Annotated in this window: 19 protein-coding genes; 12 read left to right on the top strand and 7 right to left on the bottom strand. The window is 44.6% G+C overall.

Features of this window, described 5'->3' with window-relative positions; translation table 11 throughout:
* Nucleotides 1-121 precede the first annotated feature (121 nt).
* The 6 genes from QUA83_RS01760 to rpmH form a co-directional block, all read right to left on the bottom strand.
* Nucleotides 122-634, bottom strand: coding sequence for a YceD family protein (locus tag QUA83_RS01760; RefSeq protein ID WP_333291044.1), 513 nt, complete (start codon nucleotides 632-634; stop codon nucleotides 122-124).
* Between the two features lie 97 nt (nucleotides 635-731).
* Complete coding sequence (locus tag QUA83_RS01765; RefSeq protein WP_333152569.1) at nucleotides 732-1,205, bottom strand: R3H domain-containing nucleic acid-binding protein; 474 nt, start codon at nucleotides 1,203-1,205, stop codon at nucleotides 732-734.
* A gap of 11 nt (nucleotides 1,206-1,216) precedes the next feature.
* Nucleotides 1,217-2,365, bottom strand: coding sequence for a membrane protein insertase YidC (gene yidC / locus QUA83_RS01770; RefSeq protein ID WP_333291046.1), 1,149 nt, complete (start codon nucleotides 2,363-2,365; stop codon nucleotides 1,217-1,219).
* Between the two features lie 204 nt (nucleotides 2,366-2,569).
* On the bottom strand, nucleotides 2,570-2,962 hold the full coding sequence (locus QUA83_RS01775) for a PH domain-containing protein (protein ID WP_333291047.1): 393 nt from the start codon (nucleotides 2,960-2,962) through the stop codon (nucleotides 2,570-2,572).
* Entirely contained in the window at nucleotides 2,934-3,338 is a 405-nt protein-coding gene (gene rnpA, locus QUA83_RS01780; RefSeq protein WP_333039176.1) for a ribonuclease P protein component, read from the bottom strand. Before rnpA ends, QUA83_RS01775 begins: the two co-directional genes overlap by 29 nt.
* Nucleotides 3,339-3,380: 42 nt before the next feature.
* Nucleotides 3,381-3,518: a 50S ribosomal protein L34 gene (rpmH, locus tag QUA83_RS01785; RefSeq protein ID WP_006632320.1), complete on the bottom strand. Its 138-nt coding sequence runs from the start codon at nucleotides 3,516-3,518 to the stop codon at nucleotides 3,381-3,383.
* Between the two features lie 262 nt (nucleotides 3,519-3,780).
* Here rpmH and QUA83_RS01790 point away from each other — a divergent pair, with 262 nt between their 5' ends.
* The 3 genes from QUA83_RS01790 to QUA83_RS01800 are packed head-to-tail and all read left to right on the top strand — an operon-like array spanning nucleotide 3,781 to nucleotide 5,174.
* Complete coding sequence (locus tag QUA83_RS01790; RefSeq protein WP_333291048.1) at nucleotides 3,781-4,218, top strand: type II toxin-antitoxin system HicB family antitoxin; 438 nt, start codon at nucleotides 3,781-3,783, stop codon at nucleotides 4,216-4,218.
* Entirely contained in the window at nucleotides 4,215-4,637 is a 423-nt protein-coding gene (locus tag QUA83_RS01795; RefSeq protein ID WP_333291049.1) for a type II toxin-antitoxin system VapC family toxin, read from the top strand. Before QUA83_RS01790 ends, QUA83_RS01795 begins: the two co-directional genes overlap by 4 nt.
* Nucleotides 4,638-5,174 (top strand): GNAT family N-acetyltransferase, encoded by a 537-nt coding sequence (locus tag QUA83_RS01800; protein WP_333291050.1) that lies wholly within the window; start codon nucleotides 4,638-4,640, stop codon nucleotides 5,172-5,174.
* Between the two features lie 372 nt (nucleotides 5,175-5,546).
* Here QUA83_RS01800 and QUA83_RS01805 read toward each other — a convergent pair whose 3' ends face one another.
* Entirely contained in the window at nucleotides 5,547-5,828 is a 282-nt protein-coding gene (locus QUA83_RS01805) for a MarR family winged helix-turn-helix transcriptional regulator (protein WP_445301753.1), read from the bottom strand.
* On the opposite strand from QUA83_RS01805, the gene QUA83_RS01810 reads away from it, so the two are divergent.
* The 9 genes from QUA83_RS01810 (at nucleotide 5,755) to QUA83_RS01850 (ending at nucleotide 14,864) form a co-directional block, all read left to right on the top strand.
* A complete protein-coding gene (locus QUA83_RS01810) occupies nucleotides 5,755-5,943 on the top strand; it encodes a hypothetical protein (protein WP_333291052.1) in 189 nt (62 codons plus the stop codon). The two genes, QUA83_RS01805 and QUA83_RS01810, sit on opposite strands and share 74 nt — an antisense overlap.
* A 36-nt stretch (nucleotides 5,944-5,979) precedes the next feature.
* Nucleotides 5,980-6,642, top strand: a complete 663-nt coding sequence (locus QUA83_RS01815) for a class I SAM-dependent methyltransferase (protein ID WP_333291053.1) — start codon at nucleotides 5,980-5,982, stop codon at nucleotides 6,640-6,642.
* Between the two features lie 124 nt (nucleotides 6,643-6,766).
* On the top strand, nucleotides 6,767-7,015 hold the full coding sequence (locus QUA83_RS01820; RefSeq protein WP_333291054.1) for a DUF433 domain-containing protein: 249 nt from the start codon (nucleotides 6,767-6,769) through the stop codon (nucleotides 7,013-7,015).
* Nucleotides 7,016-7,040: 25 nt separating this feature from the next.
* Nucleotides 7,041-7,751 (top strand): M15 family metallopeptidase, encoded by a 711-nt coding sequence (locus QUA83_RS01825; RefSeq protein ID WP_333291055.1) that lies wholly within the window; start codon nucleotides 7,041-7,043, stop codon nucleotides 7,749-7,751.
* A 427-nt stretch (nucleotides 7,752-8,178) separates the two neighbouring features.
* On the top strand, nucleotides 8,179-9,249 hold the full coding sequence (locus tag QUA83_RS01830; protein WP_333291056.1) for a glucose-1-phosphate thymidylyltransferase: 1,071 nt from the start codon (nucleotides 8,179-8,181) through the stop codon (nucleotides 9,247-9,249).
* Between the two features lie 306 nt (nucleotides 9,250-9,555).
* The gene (locus tag QUA83_RS01835) at nucleotides 9,556-10,089 is read left to right on the top strand and encodes a hypothetical protein (RefSeq protein ID WP_333291057.1); all 534 of its coding nucleotides are present in this window, start codon (nucleotides 9,556-9,558) and stop codon (nucleotides 10,087-10,089) included.
* Nucleotides 10,090-10,468: 379 nt separating this feature from the next.
* Nucleotides 10,469-12,598 carry a glycosyltransferase gene (locus QUA83_RS01840; RefSeq protein WP_333291058.1) on the top strand — a complete coding sequence of 710 codons (2,130 nt, stop codon included), beginning with the start codon at nucleotides 10,469-10,471 and terminating at the stop codon, nucleotides 12,596-12,598.
* Between the two features lie 14 nt (nucleotides 12,599-12,612).
* Complete coding sequence (locus tag QUA83_RS01845; RefSeq protein ID WP_333291059.1) at nucleotides 12,613-13,683, top strand: glycosyltransferase family 1 protein; 1,071 nt, start codon at nucleotides 12,613-12,615, stop codon at nucleotides 13,681-13,683.
* Nucleotides 13,684-13,781: 98 nt separating this feature from the next.
* Entirely contained in the window at nucleotides 13,782-14,864 is a 1,083-nt protein-coding gene (locus tag QUA83_RS01850) for a glycosyltransferase family 1 protein (protein WP_333291060.1), read from the top strand.
* Nucleotide 14,865: the final 1 nt, after the last annotated feature.

The following is a 14,865-nucleotide window of genomic DNA, read 5'->3' on the forward strand; positions in this document are numbered from 1 at the left end:
AGTCAGTTGTCAGTGGATAGTTGTTAGTTGTCAGTGGTTATTTGTTATTTGTTATTTGTTATTTGTTATTTCTTATTAGCTAATGCCAACTGCCAACTGCCAACTGCCCACTGCCAACTGACTAAGGCAATTGCCGTTTAAGTGCTTCCAGAGACGCCCAGCGACTGTCTGAGACTGTTTCGGAGCTTTCTGTATTTGCATCATCAGTTAAAGAAATTCCCGGACATTCAGTATCGCATATCTGTTTGTGCGGCAGTTCCAAACACATTTGCTCGTACACCCAATCGCCCGGAGAGAAATAGCCACCTGGGGACAAATTTTCCACCAAATCTTCTAAAGCAACTTCTATTTCGGCAGGACTTGAATCTGTTTGATTTGCTGTTTCTTCGAGCCAGATTAGTTCCGATGAGTTGAGTGCCAAACGATGATTGTATTGTTTCAAGCATCTGTGGCAGGTGAGAGTAACAATTGTTTCTGCTTTCGCCTTCACCTCAAGATAATTCCCTTGGTGACTCACTTGCAGTCGTCCTCGCACCGGAGTAAGAGTTTCTAAATCGGGGATAAATTCTTCAAAATCAATGACCTCTTTCCGCTCACTTTTTGTGAGTAGATGAGGGATATAAATTGTCTCCATAATCTTTTGCCTTCCTATTTCTTGAATTCAAAGGTCAAAAGGAATAGTTAATTTTTAACTTCTTCCTTCTTCCTTCTTCCTTCTTCCTTCTTTAGCGTCAGCGCAGCCGCACTACCAAACGCCGATCGGGTTCTTGTCCTTGACTGTAAGTTTCTATATCCTCACATTCGCTCAAAAAGCTGTGGACTTGACGGCGTTCTGCCGAAGACAGAGATTTTATTTCAACTTCAACTCCCGTCGATCGGGCTTGATCTGCTGCGTACTCTGCCATCGATCGCAATTCTTCTTGGCGGCGGATGCGATAGCCATTTAGTTCTACTGTATAAGGAATTGACTCCTCTACTTCCTGACCTATATTCTGAACCGTGTTACAGAGGTACTGAATGGCATCTAATACATTACCGTTTGGCCCGACTAAGATTGCAACTTGTTCTGGAGTCAGATTGCTTTCATCTATTGTCATCCAATAGCAATCTTTTTGTTGTTCGCATACCACTTTTGAAGGAATTGCGGACAGTTGTAGCAATTCTTCTAACCATGCCTGTCCGCGCTGCATTTGAGAGTCTTTCATTGTTGTTAAAATCAAGCCTTTTTCTTAGAACGCTTGGGCTCAAAGGGAAGTGCATCTAATCCTTGTTCTTTTTGGGTTTTCGCCTCTGCTTCGTCCACTATTTTTTGGAGGTTTTCGGGCAGCGGTTCTCGCGACAAAATAAACGATTGAACTGTTTGGAAGATGTTAGCAATCAGCATATACATCAACACGCCGGCGGGCAGTGGGAAGAACAAAAACATCCCCGAAAATATGACTGGCGTCAGTTTGTTGACGGTAGCCTGTTGGGGGTTGTCGTTTGGCCCTTGTGCTTGTCCTGAAAGAGTTTGGTTGATGTACAAACTGATGCCGAAGCCCAGGATCATTACCAAAATATCCCAGTGGATTGTACCGTCTGAGTCGATCGCGCCAACGCGGCCTAGAGCTTCAATAAACAGGAATCCTTTGTTACTAGCCAATCCGGGGATTGTGCCTTGAACTGTGGCTTCACCGGGCGCTAATGCCGTGATGTTGCCCTGTTCATCTACCTTGATCAGATCTTCGCCTTTGATGACTTTCCAGCCGGGTTCAAAGTCGATTTCGCTCTTATTTTCTGCCGCTAAAACTTTGAGAGGTTTGCCCTCTGGGGTTTGAAAATTTATCTTGGTTGTGTCGCCGACTGCGAGTTTGTCGCCGCCTGGAATTACCCCCACAACAGGAGCATGAAAAGTACCTGTGACGTAAATATTTTGGGGCGGTGTAGCAAAAGCTTGCGGTTGAACAGCTTCGATTTGTTCTTTGGGCAAAACTTGAACGTTAACGCTGTAATTTATGTCAGAAAACGGCGAGCCCCGGAGGGTTGCAAACAGTGCAAACAGCACTGGCATTTGCAGCACCAATGGGAAGCATCCTGCTAGAGGATTACCAAATTCTTTGTATACTTTGCTCATTTCCTCCTGCTGTTTGGCAGGATTGTCTTTATAGAGTTTTTGAATTTGATCTACTCGCTCTTTCATCAATGGCTGCGCTACTTTCATGCGCCGCATATTGCGAAGAGAGCCTGCGTTGAGAGGATAAAGAGCAAAGCGAATCACGAGCGTCAGTGCTACGATCGCTAAACCGTAGCTTGGCACGATCCCGTAGAAAAAATCTAGGATCGGGAGCATGAGGTTGTTGGAGAGAAACGAGATACCGAAATCCATTCGCTTTGAGTTAATTTAGGTGCTCTATGTTTGCTGTTGAGAACTATTTTTACCCGCTGAAGGCGAGCCGCCTCAATTTTTAGGGTTTTGTCTCTATCTTAGGACATTGCCCGTCGATCGACCGCCCGGTCTGCGGGTTTGTTTTAATGAGTTTGCCAATACTCGCACTGAATTGGGCCTCTAATCAGGGTGAAAGCGGTTCGGTTATTTAGCTTTGGCCGCGTTTGCTTTTTGAGCGGCTATGGGAAGTTTTTCGTTAATGTAGTCATACATTGCTCGAAATTTCGGCATTGCTCTGAGTTCCAAGCGGCTGCCATTTTTCATGGTGAGCACCATGTCTCCGTAAGTCCCGAAACCGCGAGGTACTGTGACGATTTTGACTATATCTGAGTAGATAACGTCTGTCTGATCGCCCCCCATCCAACCGCTAGTTACGGAGACTCGGCGACTTGTGATCCGATATCGCAGCCACAGAGCCCGGACAATTGCTCCTACTGCTAGGGGGATTCCCACCACAGTCAGCCCCAGGAGTAAATTGAGGATCAAGTCTCCCGGCGCGGGGCCGCCTTCATAATATACTTCCTCTCGAATTCCCATCTAGTACCTCGGCTTCTACCAACAACTGCTCTAATTCTTGCAGAATTTCTGCATAATTGCACTCTTGTGCGATCGGACGCACGACTATTACTAAATCCCACCCGAATTTTAATCGGGGCAATAGCTGTCGCAAAGCTGCCCGAATCTGACGCTTAATCCGGTTGCGGACTACAGCGCGTTTGCTGACTTTCAGGCTGATAGAAATGCCTGTGCGAGTCGGCTGCAAGGATTTCTCGGCTGTCGGTTTGCTTAATTCGACGCTTTTGGGTTTACGCAGAGCTCTTAAGCTGAAATGGGCCGAGTTACGGCGCATTCCCTTGCGGTATACGGCGCTGAAGTCTTTTCGGTGCTTAAGTCGGTTTGTATCGGGCAACATGGCGTAGGGCGATCGTGGAGGCCTCTCAACCTTGATGCAGTGCTAGACTGCGAGGCGGTGGCGACCTTTGCTGCGGCGAGCTTTGATTACCAATCGACCAGTTGCGGTACGCATTCTGGCGCGAAAACCGGATGTTCTTTTTCTTTTGCGGCTGGTTCCGTGCAGGGTTTGCTGTGTCATTTTGATTTCTCCCGGCTTGTTACTTTACTTTTGATTAATATTCACAATCTTCTAGTTTACCATAGAGTGGTTTTATTGGCAATAATGTTTTTCCGAGTAGAGATGTAATGAGAGTAAGAGTGAAGTTGCGATCGCAGCCTTGAATGATTGGTAAAGGCTAGAATCCCGCAGGCTTTAAGTGCGGTGGCGTTCTGAACCGCTGACATCTATTGAAAGCCTTGCGAAAATAATTAATTGGATGTTTGAAAAACAATGCGTTAAAATGCCAAATATAACCAACCATAAAAAACAGATGAATGCCACAGTATTCACCCCTACTCCGAATCCTTTAACCCAATTAACTTATCAAGTTCTAATTGAAAAGCACGATGAAGACCTCTACAGCGCAATAGTTTGGGAATTGCCAGAGTGCAGAAGCTCAGGATCTACTAAAGAAGAAGCTTTAAAAAATTTGCACCGATTGTTGACCGAGCGTCTAAAAAAAGTCGAAATAGTCTCTCTGACGGTAGACATTCCCCAAACTGAAAATCCTTTAATGAAGTGGGCAGGAGCCTTTAAAAACGATCCGCACTTTGATGAGATGCTAGAAGATATTGCAGAACTGCGCCGCGACAGGAATGCACAAATGGCAGAATATTACGATCGACTCGATGAAGCAGAAGCCACCAATAAAATTGAGGTGGAGGAAACAGCTAAGTGACTTTGTGGATATTTGATACAGACCATGCCACACTTTTTGGGCAAGGGAATCCACAAATAGTGCAGCGTTTCAGTGCAGTTAATCCAAAAGATATTGCCATTACGATCGTTACATTTGAAGAGCAAATGTATGGACGACTTAACCGTATCAGACGAGCGACATCAGGGGATGAAATAATATCAGCTTATGCAAGTCTGCGAAAAACCATCAACTATCTGACCGATTTTGAATTGCTTGACTTCGATCGAGATGCTGAAAATTATTATAGGGAATTTTTGCGGCAAAAAATCCGCGTTGGCACGCAAGATTTACGGATTGCCGCGATCGCACTTGCAAAAAGCGGTATTCTACTTACCCGGAATCGCCGAGATTTTGAAAGAATCCCTGGATTGAGGTTTGAAGACTGGTCATTGCAATGATTGGCATATGCGATCGAGCATGATTTAGTTGCTCAAAAAAGTTCGATGGAGTTCACCATGATTCGACCAACCACACCCAATGACACGGCCGCGCTGATCGCCCTGGCCGACGCCACCGGCCTGTTCGAGCCGAAACAACTCGAAGAAGTTGGCGAAATGCTGGCCGACTACTTCGGCGGCAACAGCGGCAGCGATCACTTCTGGATCACCGACGACGAGGACGGGCCGGTGGGGGTCGCCTACTGCGCGCCGGAACCAATGACCGATGGGACGTGGAACCTGTATTTGATCGCCGTCCGACCCGACCGTCAAGGGCAAGGACGCGGCGCGACACTGCTGCGCTACGTTGAACAAACGTTGACGGCCCGCGGCGAGCGCGTGCTGCTGGTGGAAACGTCAGGGCTGGCTAGCTTCGAGCGCACGCGGGCTTTCTACCGCAAGTGCGGTTATGAGGAGGAAGCGCGAATCCGCGACTTCTACAAAGCTGGCGATGACAAGATCGTTTACCGCAAGGCGCTGGCGGCTCAGGGGCAGTGAGCTTGGGCGGGTAGGCTGGATGTAGCCGCTCACGGCCAACGGCTTATTCAAGGGTGCTTGCACTTCTCTTTCTGCGCCTGTTTTGACCTCGGTGGCGGGGGGATTAGTGGTAGGGTTTTAGCGATGGTGTCGTCGATCGGCTTTTCTAATAGAGGGACTGCTTTGCCGTTGCCGTTGAATTCTGGGTTGATTTCCTTTGTGCCTTTGATGGTATTTGACTGCTGATACTTTAGTAAGATGTCGTTTGGTTAGGGTGCGTAGTTTTTATTTAGTAAAACGGCTTTTTTTAAGAGTGCGTAGTATTTTGCTGTTATTTGTAATGTAGTAGAGGTAGATGCTGCTGCACTTAACTCAAAAGATTGATTTGTCGGTTTAGGAAAGATTGACGATCGCCCGATCGATCCGTTGGGAAAAGAGTTCTCGATCGGCCTCTGAAAAGCTCTCGACACCTCGATATCGGATGGCAGCTACCAGCGGGGGCAATACGTCTTGCAGTTGTATGCCGGAGTCTGTCAGCCAAATGCGCCAAATGTGGCGATCGCGCGTGTCTCTCTCCCGGCGGACTAGGCCTGTTTCTTCCATGCGATCGATCGCGCCTGTCAGCGTCCCGTTTACCTCTTGCAGTTTGTCGCCAATGCTGGAAAGTCGGCAAATCGTCTTCTTGCCACAAGCCCAAAGGGTGCCAGCAGGTTTTTTAGCGATCGACTGCTACGCTAAAAGCGGGAATCCGCCCTCTGCCGGATATGTTAACAATTCTTATTGTTCTTAAACTAGAAAGAGTAAATCTAGTTTGCGATCCGAATTTATGTTGCTTCCAGCCGACCAACGCACCAAGTTAGACGACACCGACGACAATTTGTTCTATTCCGCTCCCCGGTTTGTGACTCACGTAGACGATGGATTCATTCAGCAACTCACCGATTTATATCGGGAACGGCTGAAACCGAATACTCGGATTTTTGATATGATGAGCAGTTGGGTTTCTCACTTGCCCGACGAGATGCAATTTGCCCATGTTGAAGGGCACGGCATGAATGAAGAAGAGTTGGCAAAGAATCGCAGACTGAATCATTATTTCGTGCAGAATTTGAACGCAAATCCTAAACTGCCGCTGCCGGATGCAGAGTTTGACGCCGTTGTCAACTGCGTTTCGGTACAGTATTTGCAGCACCCAGATGCGGTTTTTGCCGAGATTCACCGCATTTTGAAGCCTGGTGGCGTAGCAATTATGAGCTTTTCCAACCGGATGTTTTATCAAAAGGCGATCGCGGCTTGGCGGGAAGGTTCGGAGGGCGATCGGGTAGAATTAGTCAAGGGTTACTTTGATTCTGTTAAAGGAGCGAACATACCCGGGTTTAGCAAGCCGGAAGTAATTGTTCGCAAGCCTAACTTGCCGAGTTTTATGCAAATGCTGCGAATAGGAAGCGGCGATCCATTTTATGCGGTAGTTGCTTACCGTCAAAGTTAGGATTTTTTGGCTGTAAGGACTTTAGGACTTTAGGTGGAGATTGAAAGCACTAAAGTCCTTACTACAAACAGATCGAAAGCTACGCTTTTTAGGTTAGGATATATTTAATATTTGCTCCTAAAATATGGAAAACCAGCTTTTGCAGCGCATCACACTCGATCCAAATATCTGCCACGGAAAACCCTGTATTCGCAGTCTCCGATATCCAGTAGAGTTAATTCTTGAATTACTCAGTTCTGGTATGAATGCTAAAGAAATTATACATGACTATGACGATTTAGAACATAAGGATATTCTAGCGGGTTTGCTATTGGCAGCGCGACGGACTCAAGTGAAAAGCAAGCATATACCGAGTATTGTAGTTCATCAGTAATCATAAACTAGGGTAAAACCTTGATATGAAACCATATCACCAAATAGCGATCGACGAATGCGGCGAACCTTTAGTCCCTATTCCACCAGAACATTTTGCCTTTGAAATACCGCACCCTTATCAAAAGTTAGGTGCACCCTATCACAATAGCAAAGCAGATTCGCCTTACTATTTGCGGCAAGGAGTTGTAGAGAGTTTAATCGCTGCTCAAACCCAGCTACAACAAAATCATCCTAATTGGAAAATTCTGATATTTGACGCTTATCGGCCGGTGGAAGTCCAGCAATTTATGGTAGATTATACTTTTAATCAAATTGCCATAGCTCAAGGCTGCGAATTTCCGGTTCCAGAAGACAAACGCCAAGTGATTATAGAACACGTATATCAATTTTGGGCAGTACCGAGCCTCGATCGCGCAACGCCTCCCCCTCACAGTACAGGTGCAGCTTTAGATATAACTTTAGTGGATGAAAACAATCGGCAAATTGATATGGGTTCTCCGATTGATGAAATATCAGAACGTTCTTACCCCGATTATTTTTCTAATAGCAAGGATCAGCCAAAACAGGAATATCACCGTCGCAGGCAAATATTAAAAAATGCGATGATAGCTGCGGGTTTTCAGCAACATCCTAACGAATGGTGGCATTTTTGTCTGGGCGATCAGATGTGGGCTTGGTTGACAAATCAAAACAATAGTGGTAGTCAATTGATTGCCCGATATGGCCGCTATTAAAAGGGTACGCAATTAAATAGGGACTGGCGCACTTGCAACCTTAAGAAAGGGTTTTTTTGACAAAAAACTCAGCTTTTAACTGCTTTCTGTGGGAATAAACCTGGTTTCTGACCGAAAGCATCTAGGATACAAGCCCCCGGATTCATCCGTCCAGAAATAAAAAACCTGTATCCGATGAAACTTGCCGAACGTATTTATCCGTGGGGTCAATACTTCAATTCTAAAATCTCAAATCTCAAATCTCAAATCGATTGACACTCTGTGTGTCCAGCACTATAAAAGTATGAGCAAAATAAATCATTTGTATCAGAAGACACGGCAACTCTTGCCAGCGGGGTAGCGGTGGTTTAAAATCAACGAGAGCGAACAAGTGCAGGCAAATCAAGCAAGCACTGCAAACCCTAAAGGATAACTCAGAGTTCACCAAATGAAAGCACTCATCCTCTCTGGCGGTAAAGGAACACGCTTGCGTCCCCTCACCTATACGGGTGCTAAGCAGTTGGTTCCTGTAGCAAATAAGCCGATACTGTGGTACGGAATTGAAGGAATTGTGGCGGCTGGGATTACGGATATTGGGATTATTATTAGTCCCGAAACCGGGGAAGAGGTGAAGATGAAAACAGGAGATGGATCTCGCTTCGGTGCGAAAATTACTTATATCTTGCAAGCAGAGCCGGCGGGGCTCGCTCATGCGGTAAAAGTTGCCAGACCGTTTTTGGGCGATTCTCCGTTTATTATGTATTTAGGAGATAACTTAATTGAAAATCAGTTAGATCCCTTTTTAGAGATTTTTAACAAGCAGAAACTAGACGCTCTGATTATGCTGCGTCCAGTTTCCAATCCCTCTGCTTTCGGTGTGGCAAAAGTTGATGAGAAAGGCAGAGTTTTACAGTTAGTAGAAAAACCCAAAGTTCCGCCGTCAAATTTAGCACTGGTGGGGATTTACTTTTTTGCTCCTAGTATTCATGAGGCGATCGATCAAATTCAACCTTCGCCTCGGGGCGAACTCGAAATTACCGATGCCATTCAACAGCTCATCAATCAGGAAAAACACGTAGAAGCCTGCAATTTAGAGGGTTGGTGGCTGGATACGGGGAAAAAAGACGATTTGCTGAGTGCAAACCAAATCATTTTAGATAGCCGTATCGTAGCTTCAACTGAATTAACAGTAGACGCCAAAAGTCAAATTATCGGGCGAGTGCAAATAGGGGAAGGAACGGAGGTAATTAATTCTACAATTCGCGGGCCAGTGGTAATTGGGGAAAATTGCCGCATTGAAAATTGCTTTATCGGGCCTTACAGCAGTATTGCCGATCGCGTGACGATGATTGATGCTGATATCGAACACAGTGTAATATTACAAGGGGCGAAAATAGTTGGCATTCACCAGCGAATTGTTGACAGCGTGATCGGGCAGCGAGCTCAACTCACCAATGCTCCAGCTCGTCCAAAAGCTCTGCGGTTTATGATTGGTGATGACAGTCAAATTGAGTTATAGCAATCCTTGCAGGAGTCGTAAACTTTTTACCCCACCCCAACCCTCCCCGCGGGTTCGGGGAGGGAGTAAGAAATTCACAAATGATTTAGGATTGCTATAGCTTAAATTGAGATATTGCCAATATCGGAAGCAATAATCCTGATTTAACAAGAGAGGAATTTTTTTGTGGGGAGTAGGGGTTGGGCATCCTGCCCGCCCTTGAACAGGCAAGATGCCTGTTCCACAATTAGTTACAATTATTATTCACGCAGCCAAGATGCCTGTTCCATACTAAATCATAGTAAGTTATCTAAAGGAGACGGAAGTTTGCAGTACGAAGAAATACCAACTCAACAAATTATAGATAAATTGCGGCAAACTTTGGAGCCGCGAATTGGTATTGCTGAGCTGTCGCTGTTGGGAACAGAAAATAGTGCGATCGCCCAAAATGAAGATGATGAAGATATCGCCCTTTTAAAGGCAGGTTTCGACATTTATAATATCCCCATTACCTCTTACCAAAGGCGACTCGGTTCCGCAGTCATCGTCGTTAGGAAAATAGTCCGAAAATTGCTCAGACCGGTACTCGAACGACAAGTAATTTACAATTTTGCTAATACCCGGGTCGTGCATACCTTAAGCACACAATTGCAAAAATTGCAAGAAAATCAACAAACTCTCTTTGAAAAAATTGAATCGGAATTCAGCAGCGAATATCCCGAAGTTACAGCACAGCTTGAGACTCAACAAAGAGCGATCGCAACTTTTCACTCGGAAATAGAGCAAATTAAAGCAGTGCAGCAGCAACATACTGCTATTTTAGAGAAGATTACCGCTCAATTGCTCGATCGACAAAAATAAAGCATCAAAGATGACCCAAAATAATTTGGTCACAAGGCCCTAGATTTATTCGCGAGAGCAATGCTTCAATGCTTCAATCAAAAATCTAAAATTATTCAGTTCCTCAATCTAAAATCCTAAATCCCAAATCGAAAATTCCTCAATTCTTCAAATTTTCAATCTAAAAGTTTTCAATTCTTCAATCCCAAATCGAAAATCGAAAATTCTTCAATTCTTCCATTCCTCAATCTAAAATCCTCAATTCCAAATCGAACATTCCTCAATTCTTCAAATTTTCCCTCTAAAAATTTTCAATTCTTCAATTCCAAATCGAAAATCGAAAATTCTTCAATCCTTCAATTACTCAATCTAAAATCTAAAATCTAAAATCTAAAATCGAATGACTGCACTGCCCATATGTTCGTTAATTATAGTCAACTATAACGGTCTGCGCCACACGAAAGATTGCTTAAAATCTCTACAAAAACTTGCGTATCCCGAATCGCAACTCGATTTAATTGTAATTGATAATTGTTCTCAAGACGATTCCGTTAATTCCCTGCGCGAACTATTTCCCAAAGTTCGGATTTTTGTCAACTCCGCCAACAACTTTGCTAAAGCCCTCAACCTCGGCATCAGCGAAGCAAAAGGGCAATATATCGGCTTTCTAAATAACGATGCTACCCTTGACAGTCGCTGGTTAGAGATTCTTGTAAAACGGCTAGAAACTAATAAAGAAGTAGGTGCGACTAGCGGCAAATTGCTGTTTAAAGACGGGCGAATTAACAGCGCTGGTATTCAGCAATTACCTAACTTTTATTGGCAAGATGTCGGCTTTGGCGAAAAAGATGCGGGACAGTACGATACAGAACGGGAAGTCGAAGGGCTTTGTTGGGCGGCGGTGCTTTTCCGCAGGAAATGTCTCGAAGATGTCGGGCCAATAGATGAAGATTTTGTGATGTATTTTGAGGATGTAGAGTTTGCCAAACGCTGCCACAAACGCGGTTGGAAAATGCTTTATACTCCCGCCGCCATCGCCCATCACGAGTATCGGGGTTCGAGTAAAGGCAGCAAACTTACCGAGTATTTCTGCAACCGCAATCGGTTTTTGTATTTGGCAAAACATGAACCGTTGCAATTAGTCAAAGGAATTCATACTTCGGATTTTTTTACTAACAAGCAGTACGATTTGCTGTTCGAGAGTTTATTTGTAGCGATTAAAAAACTGCTAGATTATCAGAAACCAGAAATCATCGAAACAGTATTGCCACAGTTGTCGGAAAAGTTGGCGGTGATTTACAGTCGCCTGAAGATCGATCGCATTTTGTCTCGGTTGCAGGTGGTTCGGGGCGATCGCAAAATGTCGATCGCCATTTACGATCACGGACTACATTTTATTGGTGGCGGTCAAAAATACGTCGCTACCCTCGCCTCGCTGCTACAAAATGAATTTGACATTACTTTTATCGCCAACAAACCAGTTGCTGTTTCCGATTTAGAATCCTGGTACGGACTCAACCTTTCAGGATGCAAAATTAAAATTATTCCCTTGGCGTTTTACGAGAAACGCGGAATGCAGTGTATCGATTCCAGCATCATCGTCGAAGATATGGAAAATCCCTTTGATGAAATTGCCAGAGAAAGCAAAAACTACGATATTTTTATCAATGCGAACCAACTGGAAAAAGTAAAACCACTGTCGCCGATCTCAGTATTTTTCTGCCACTTTCCCAATACCTTCCGCAACCGTCACTTTGCTGTCGATGATTACACTTTCATTATTGCCAACAGTCAATTTACCGTCAAGTGGTTGGAGAAACGCTGGAACCTAAAGCCAACTTTTCTGCTTTATCCGCCCGTGGAAATGGCAACAGTTAAAGTGCCGAAAGAAAACATCATTTTAGCTGTGGGACAGTTTGAAGCTGGGGGAACAAAAAAGCAAATTGAACTAATTAAAGCTTTCCGCAGTTTGCTAGCGGATTATCCAGAAGATTTTCAAGGATGGCGACTAATTTTAGTTGGCAGCAGCATTCCGAAAAATCCTTATTTAAAGACTGTTCAGAATTTATTGAAGCAAGATTCAAGGGCGATCGATCTCAAAGTCAATGTTGACTTTGATGAGGTAAAATCACTTTATGCTAGAGCAAGTATATTTTGGCACGGCTGCGGTTTGGGTGAAGTCAATCCTCAAAGATTTGAGCATTTCGGGATGGCGACTGTGGAAGCAATGCACAACTATTGTGCTCCGATTGTTTTCAACGGTGGTGGCCAACCGGAAATTGTCGAACATGGGCGATCGGGCTTTGTGTTCAATACCGTTGAGGAGCTGTGCCAGCATTCACATCAACTAATTGTTAATCCTGATTTGCTAGCAGAACTTCAAGCTGGTGCACAGCAACGCAGTCAGAACTTTAAACTTGCACATTTTGAGAAAAAAGTCAATAGTTTTTTTGATATTCTTCACCAAGAGTATGCTACAATTCGGCTGCCAAATCCTGCCGATATAGCTCAAATGCTCGATCGAACTTAAAGGCTAATTCAAGCGTGTATAACCCACTTTTAATCAATTTATCCTTTGTAACTCCTGAACCAACGGGAATCGGAACTTATGCAGCTAATCTTTTCCCGCAACTGCAACAGCTAGAACCCACATTACTTGCTTCCCAGCAAATTGACAATTATACTTGCTATCAAATTCCCGAAACTCTGACACCGGATCGAGGGCCGAAAGGACAAATTAACAGGCTGCTGTGGACTCAATTCCATTTGCCAAAGATTTACAAAAAATTGCAGTCAAGCCTGATATTTTCCCCAATTCCAGAAGCACCTTTGTATTCCGGCTGTCGCTACATTGTCACAGTTCACGATTTAATTCCTTTGCGATTTCCCCAACGGTTTTCTCGTTTAACAGCTTATTTCCGCTACTACATACCGCAGGTTTTGCGACAAGCAGAACACATTATTTGCGATTCTCAAGCAACGGCGGCAGATGTTGCTAAATTTTTCCAAATTCCGCGTAAAAAGATGACCGCCATTCCCCTAGCTTGCGATAATATTAATTTTAGATATCTCGACTTGCCAACCAAAAATTATTTTCTTTATACCGGCAGACACGATCCTTATAAAAACTTGGAAAGATTAATTGCTGCATTTGCGACTTTGCCCGATCGCGCAAATTACGAATTGTGGCTAGCAGGGCCTCCCAATGCCTACACGCCGCAGTTGACAGCACAAGTTGAAGAATTAGGTTTACAATCTTTGGTAAAGTTTCTCGGTTACGTTCCCTATTCTCAATTGCCCCTACTGATGAATCAGGCGATCGCCCTAGTTTTCCCTACACTTTGGGAAGGATTCGGCTTACCAATTTTAGAAGCAATGGCTTGCGGCACACCCGTCATTACATCCAACCTGTCATCGATGCCAGAAGTCGCCGGAGATGCCGCATTATTAGTCAATCCTTACAGCGTCCCAGAAATAGCCGAAGCCATGCAAATACTAGCCACAGATTCAAAAGTGCGATCGAACTTAAAAACTGCTAGTTTAGCCAGATCATCTCAATTTAGCTGGCACAAAACCGGAAAAGCAACCGCCAACATCTTACAACAATATCTTTAAATCTTCCCTCTCTTCCTTTCTCCTCTCTGCGTCCTCTGCGCCCTCTGCGGTTAAATAAAAAAAATCCCAGCCCAAAACCGCAATCTACATATTATCCCATGCCCAATCCCCAATCCAACCTACTAATCAACCTCTCCTTCCTAATTTCCAAACCAACCGGGTTAGCCATCTACGCCAAAAACCTATTTCCCCACCTAAAATCCCTCAACCCAACATTACTAACAGCAGAAAATTTTCCCAATAATAACTGCTACCAAATCCCCCCAAACCTAACACCAGAACAAGGAACCAAAGGACACATCAACCGATTGCTGTGGACACAAACCCAACTCCCCAAAATTTACAAACAGCTAAAATCTAACCTGTTATTTTCCCCAATTCCCGAAGCTCCTTTATTTGCAGGTTGCCGCTATATAATTACAGTACATGACTTGATAGCGCTGCGATTTCCCCGCCGCTTCGATCCTCTGACACCTTACCACCGCTACTACATTCCCCAAGTGCTGCGGCAGGCTCAACACGTCATTTGTGACTCTGAATCAACTGCCAAAGATATCGCTAATTTTTGCAAGATTCCTACTAATTTAATTACGTCAATTTTCCCCGGATACGATACCAGTTTTTTCCGTTTTCTCGACTTACCAACAAGCAATTATTTTCTTTATATCGGCCGCCATAATCCTTATAAAAACGTGCAGCGAGTTGTAGCAGCCTTTGCTGCTTTGCATCATAATTCAGAGTACGAATTGTGGATAGCAGGTTCGGAAGACAAACGCTATACGCCGCTGCTGAAGGCGCAGGTTCAAGAATTGGGATTGGTCGATAAAGTAAAATTCCTAGATTACCTCCCCGCAGCCGACTTGCCCAAAGTCATCAACCAAGCGATCGCCCTGGTTTTCCCCAGTCTTTGGGAAGGATTCGGCCTCCCGGTACTCGAAGCAATGGCCTGCGGCACTCCTGTCATCACCTCTAACCTGTCTTCCATGCCAGAAGTGGCGGGGGACGGCGCCTTATTAGTCAACCCCTACAGCGTCGAGGAAATTGCCTCTGCTATGCAAGAGCTTGCAGTCGATGCCAAAGTTCGATCGCACTTGCGGGAGCTCGGTTTAGCCAGAGCAAAACAATTTAGCTGGGAAAAAACAGGCTTGGAAACTGCTGCTATTCTCGATCGATATATTTAAC

It is taken from the genome of Microcoleus sp. K1-B1, assembly GCF_036704705.1.
Taxonomy (GTDB): Bacteria; Cyanobacteriota; Cyanobacteriia; order Cyanobacteriales; family Microcoleaceae; genus Microcoleus.

Bases quoted from the DNA above. Each gene is read 5' to 3' on its own strand.
- QUA83_RS01825 (WP_333291055.1), top strand. From the start codon at position 7,041: ATGAAACCATATCACCAAATAGCGATCGACGAATGCGGCGAACCTTTA.
- QUA83_RS01850 (WP_333291060.1), top strand. From the start codon at position 13,782: ATGCCCAATCCCCAATCCAACCTACTAATCAACCTCTCCTTCCTAATT.
- QUA83_RS01810 (WP_333291052.1), top strand. From the start codon at position 5,755: ATGCGATCGATCGCGCCTGTCAGCGTCCCGTTTACCTCTTGCAGTTTG.
- QUA83_RS01840 (WP_333291058.1), top strand. From the start codon at position 10,469: ATGACTGCACTGCCCATATGTTCGTTAATTATAGTCAACTATAACGGT.
- QUA83_RS01760 (WP_333291044.1), bottom strand. From the start codon at position 634: ATGGAGACAATTTATATCCCTCATCTACTCACAAAAAGTGAGCGGAAA.
- QUA83_RS01775 (WP_333291047.1), bottom strand. From the start codon at position 2,962: ATGGGAATTCGAGAGGAAGTATATTATGAAGGCGGCCCCGCGCCGGGA.
- QUA83_RS01765 (WP_333152569.1), bottom strand. From the start codon at position 1,205: ATGAAAGACTCTCAAATGCAGCGCGGACAGGCATGGTTAGAAGAATTG.
- QUA83_RS01830 (WP_333291056.1), top strand. From the start codon at position 8,179: ATGAAAGCACTCATCCTCTCTGGCGGTAAAGGAACACGCTTGCGTCCC.
- rpmH (WP_006632320.1), bottom strand. From the start codon at position 3,518: ATGACACAGCAAACCCTGCACGGAACCAGCCGCAAAAGAAAAAGAACA.
- QUA83_RS01820 (WP_333291054.1), top strand. From the start codon at position 6,767: ATGGAAAACCAGCTTTTGCAGCGCATCACACTCGATCCAAATATCTGC.
- QUA83_RS01790 (WP_333291048.1), top strand. From the start codon at position 3,781: ATGCCAAATATAACCAACCATAAAAAACAGATGAATGCCACAGTATTC.
- rnpA (WP_333039176.1), bottom strand. From the start codon at position 3,338: ATGTTGCCCGATACAAACCGACTTAAGCACCGAAAAGACTTCAGCGCC.
- yidC (WP_333291046.1), bottom strand. From the start codon at position 2,365: ATGGATTTCGGTATCTCGTTTCTCTCCAACAACCTCATGCTCCCGATC.
- QUA83_RS01815 (WP_333291053.1), top strand. From the start codon at position 5,980: ATGTTGCTTCCAGCCGACCAACGCACCAAGTTAGACGACACCGACGAC.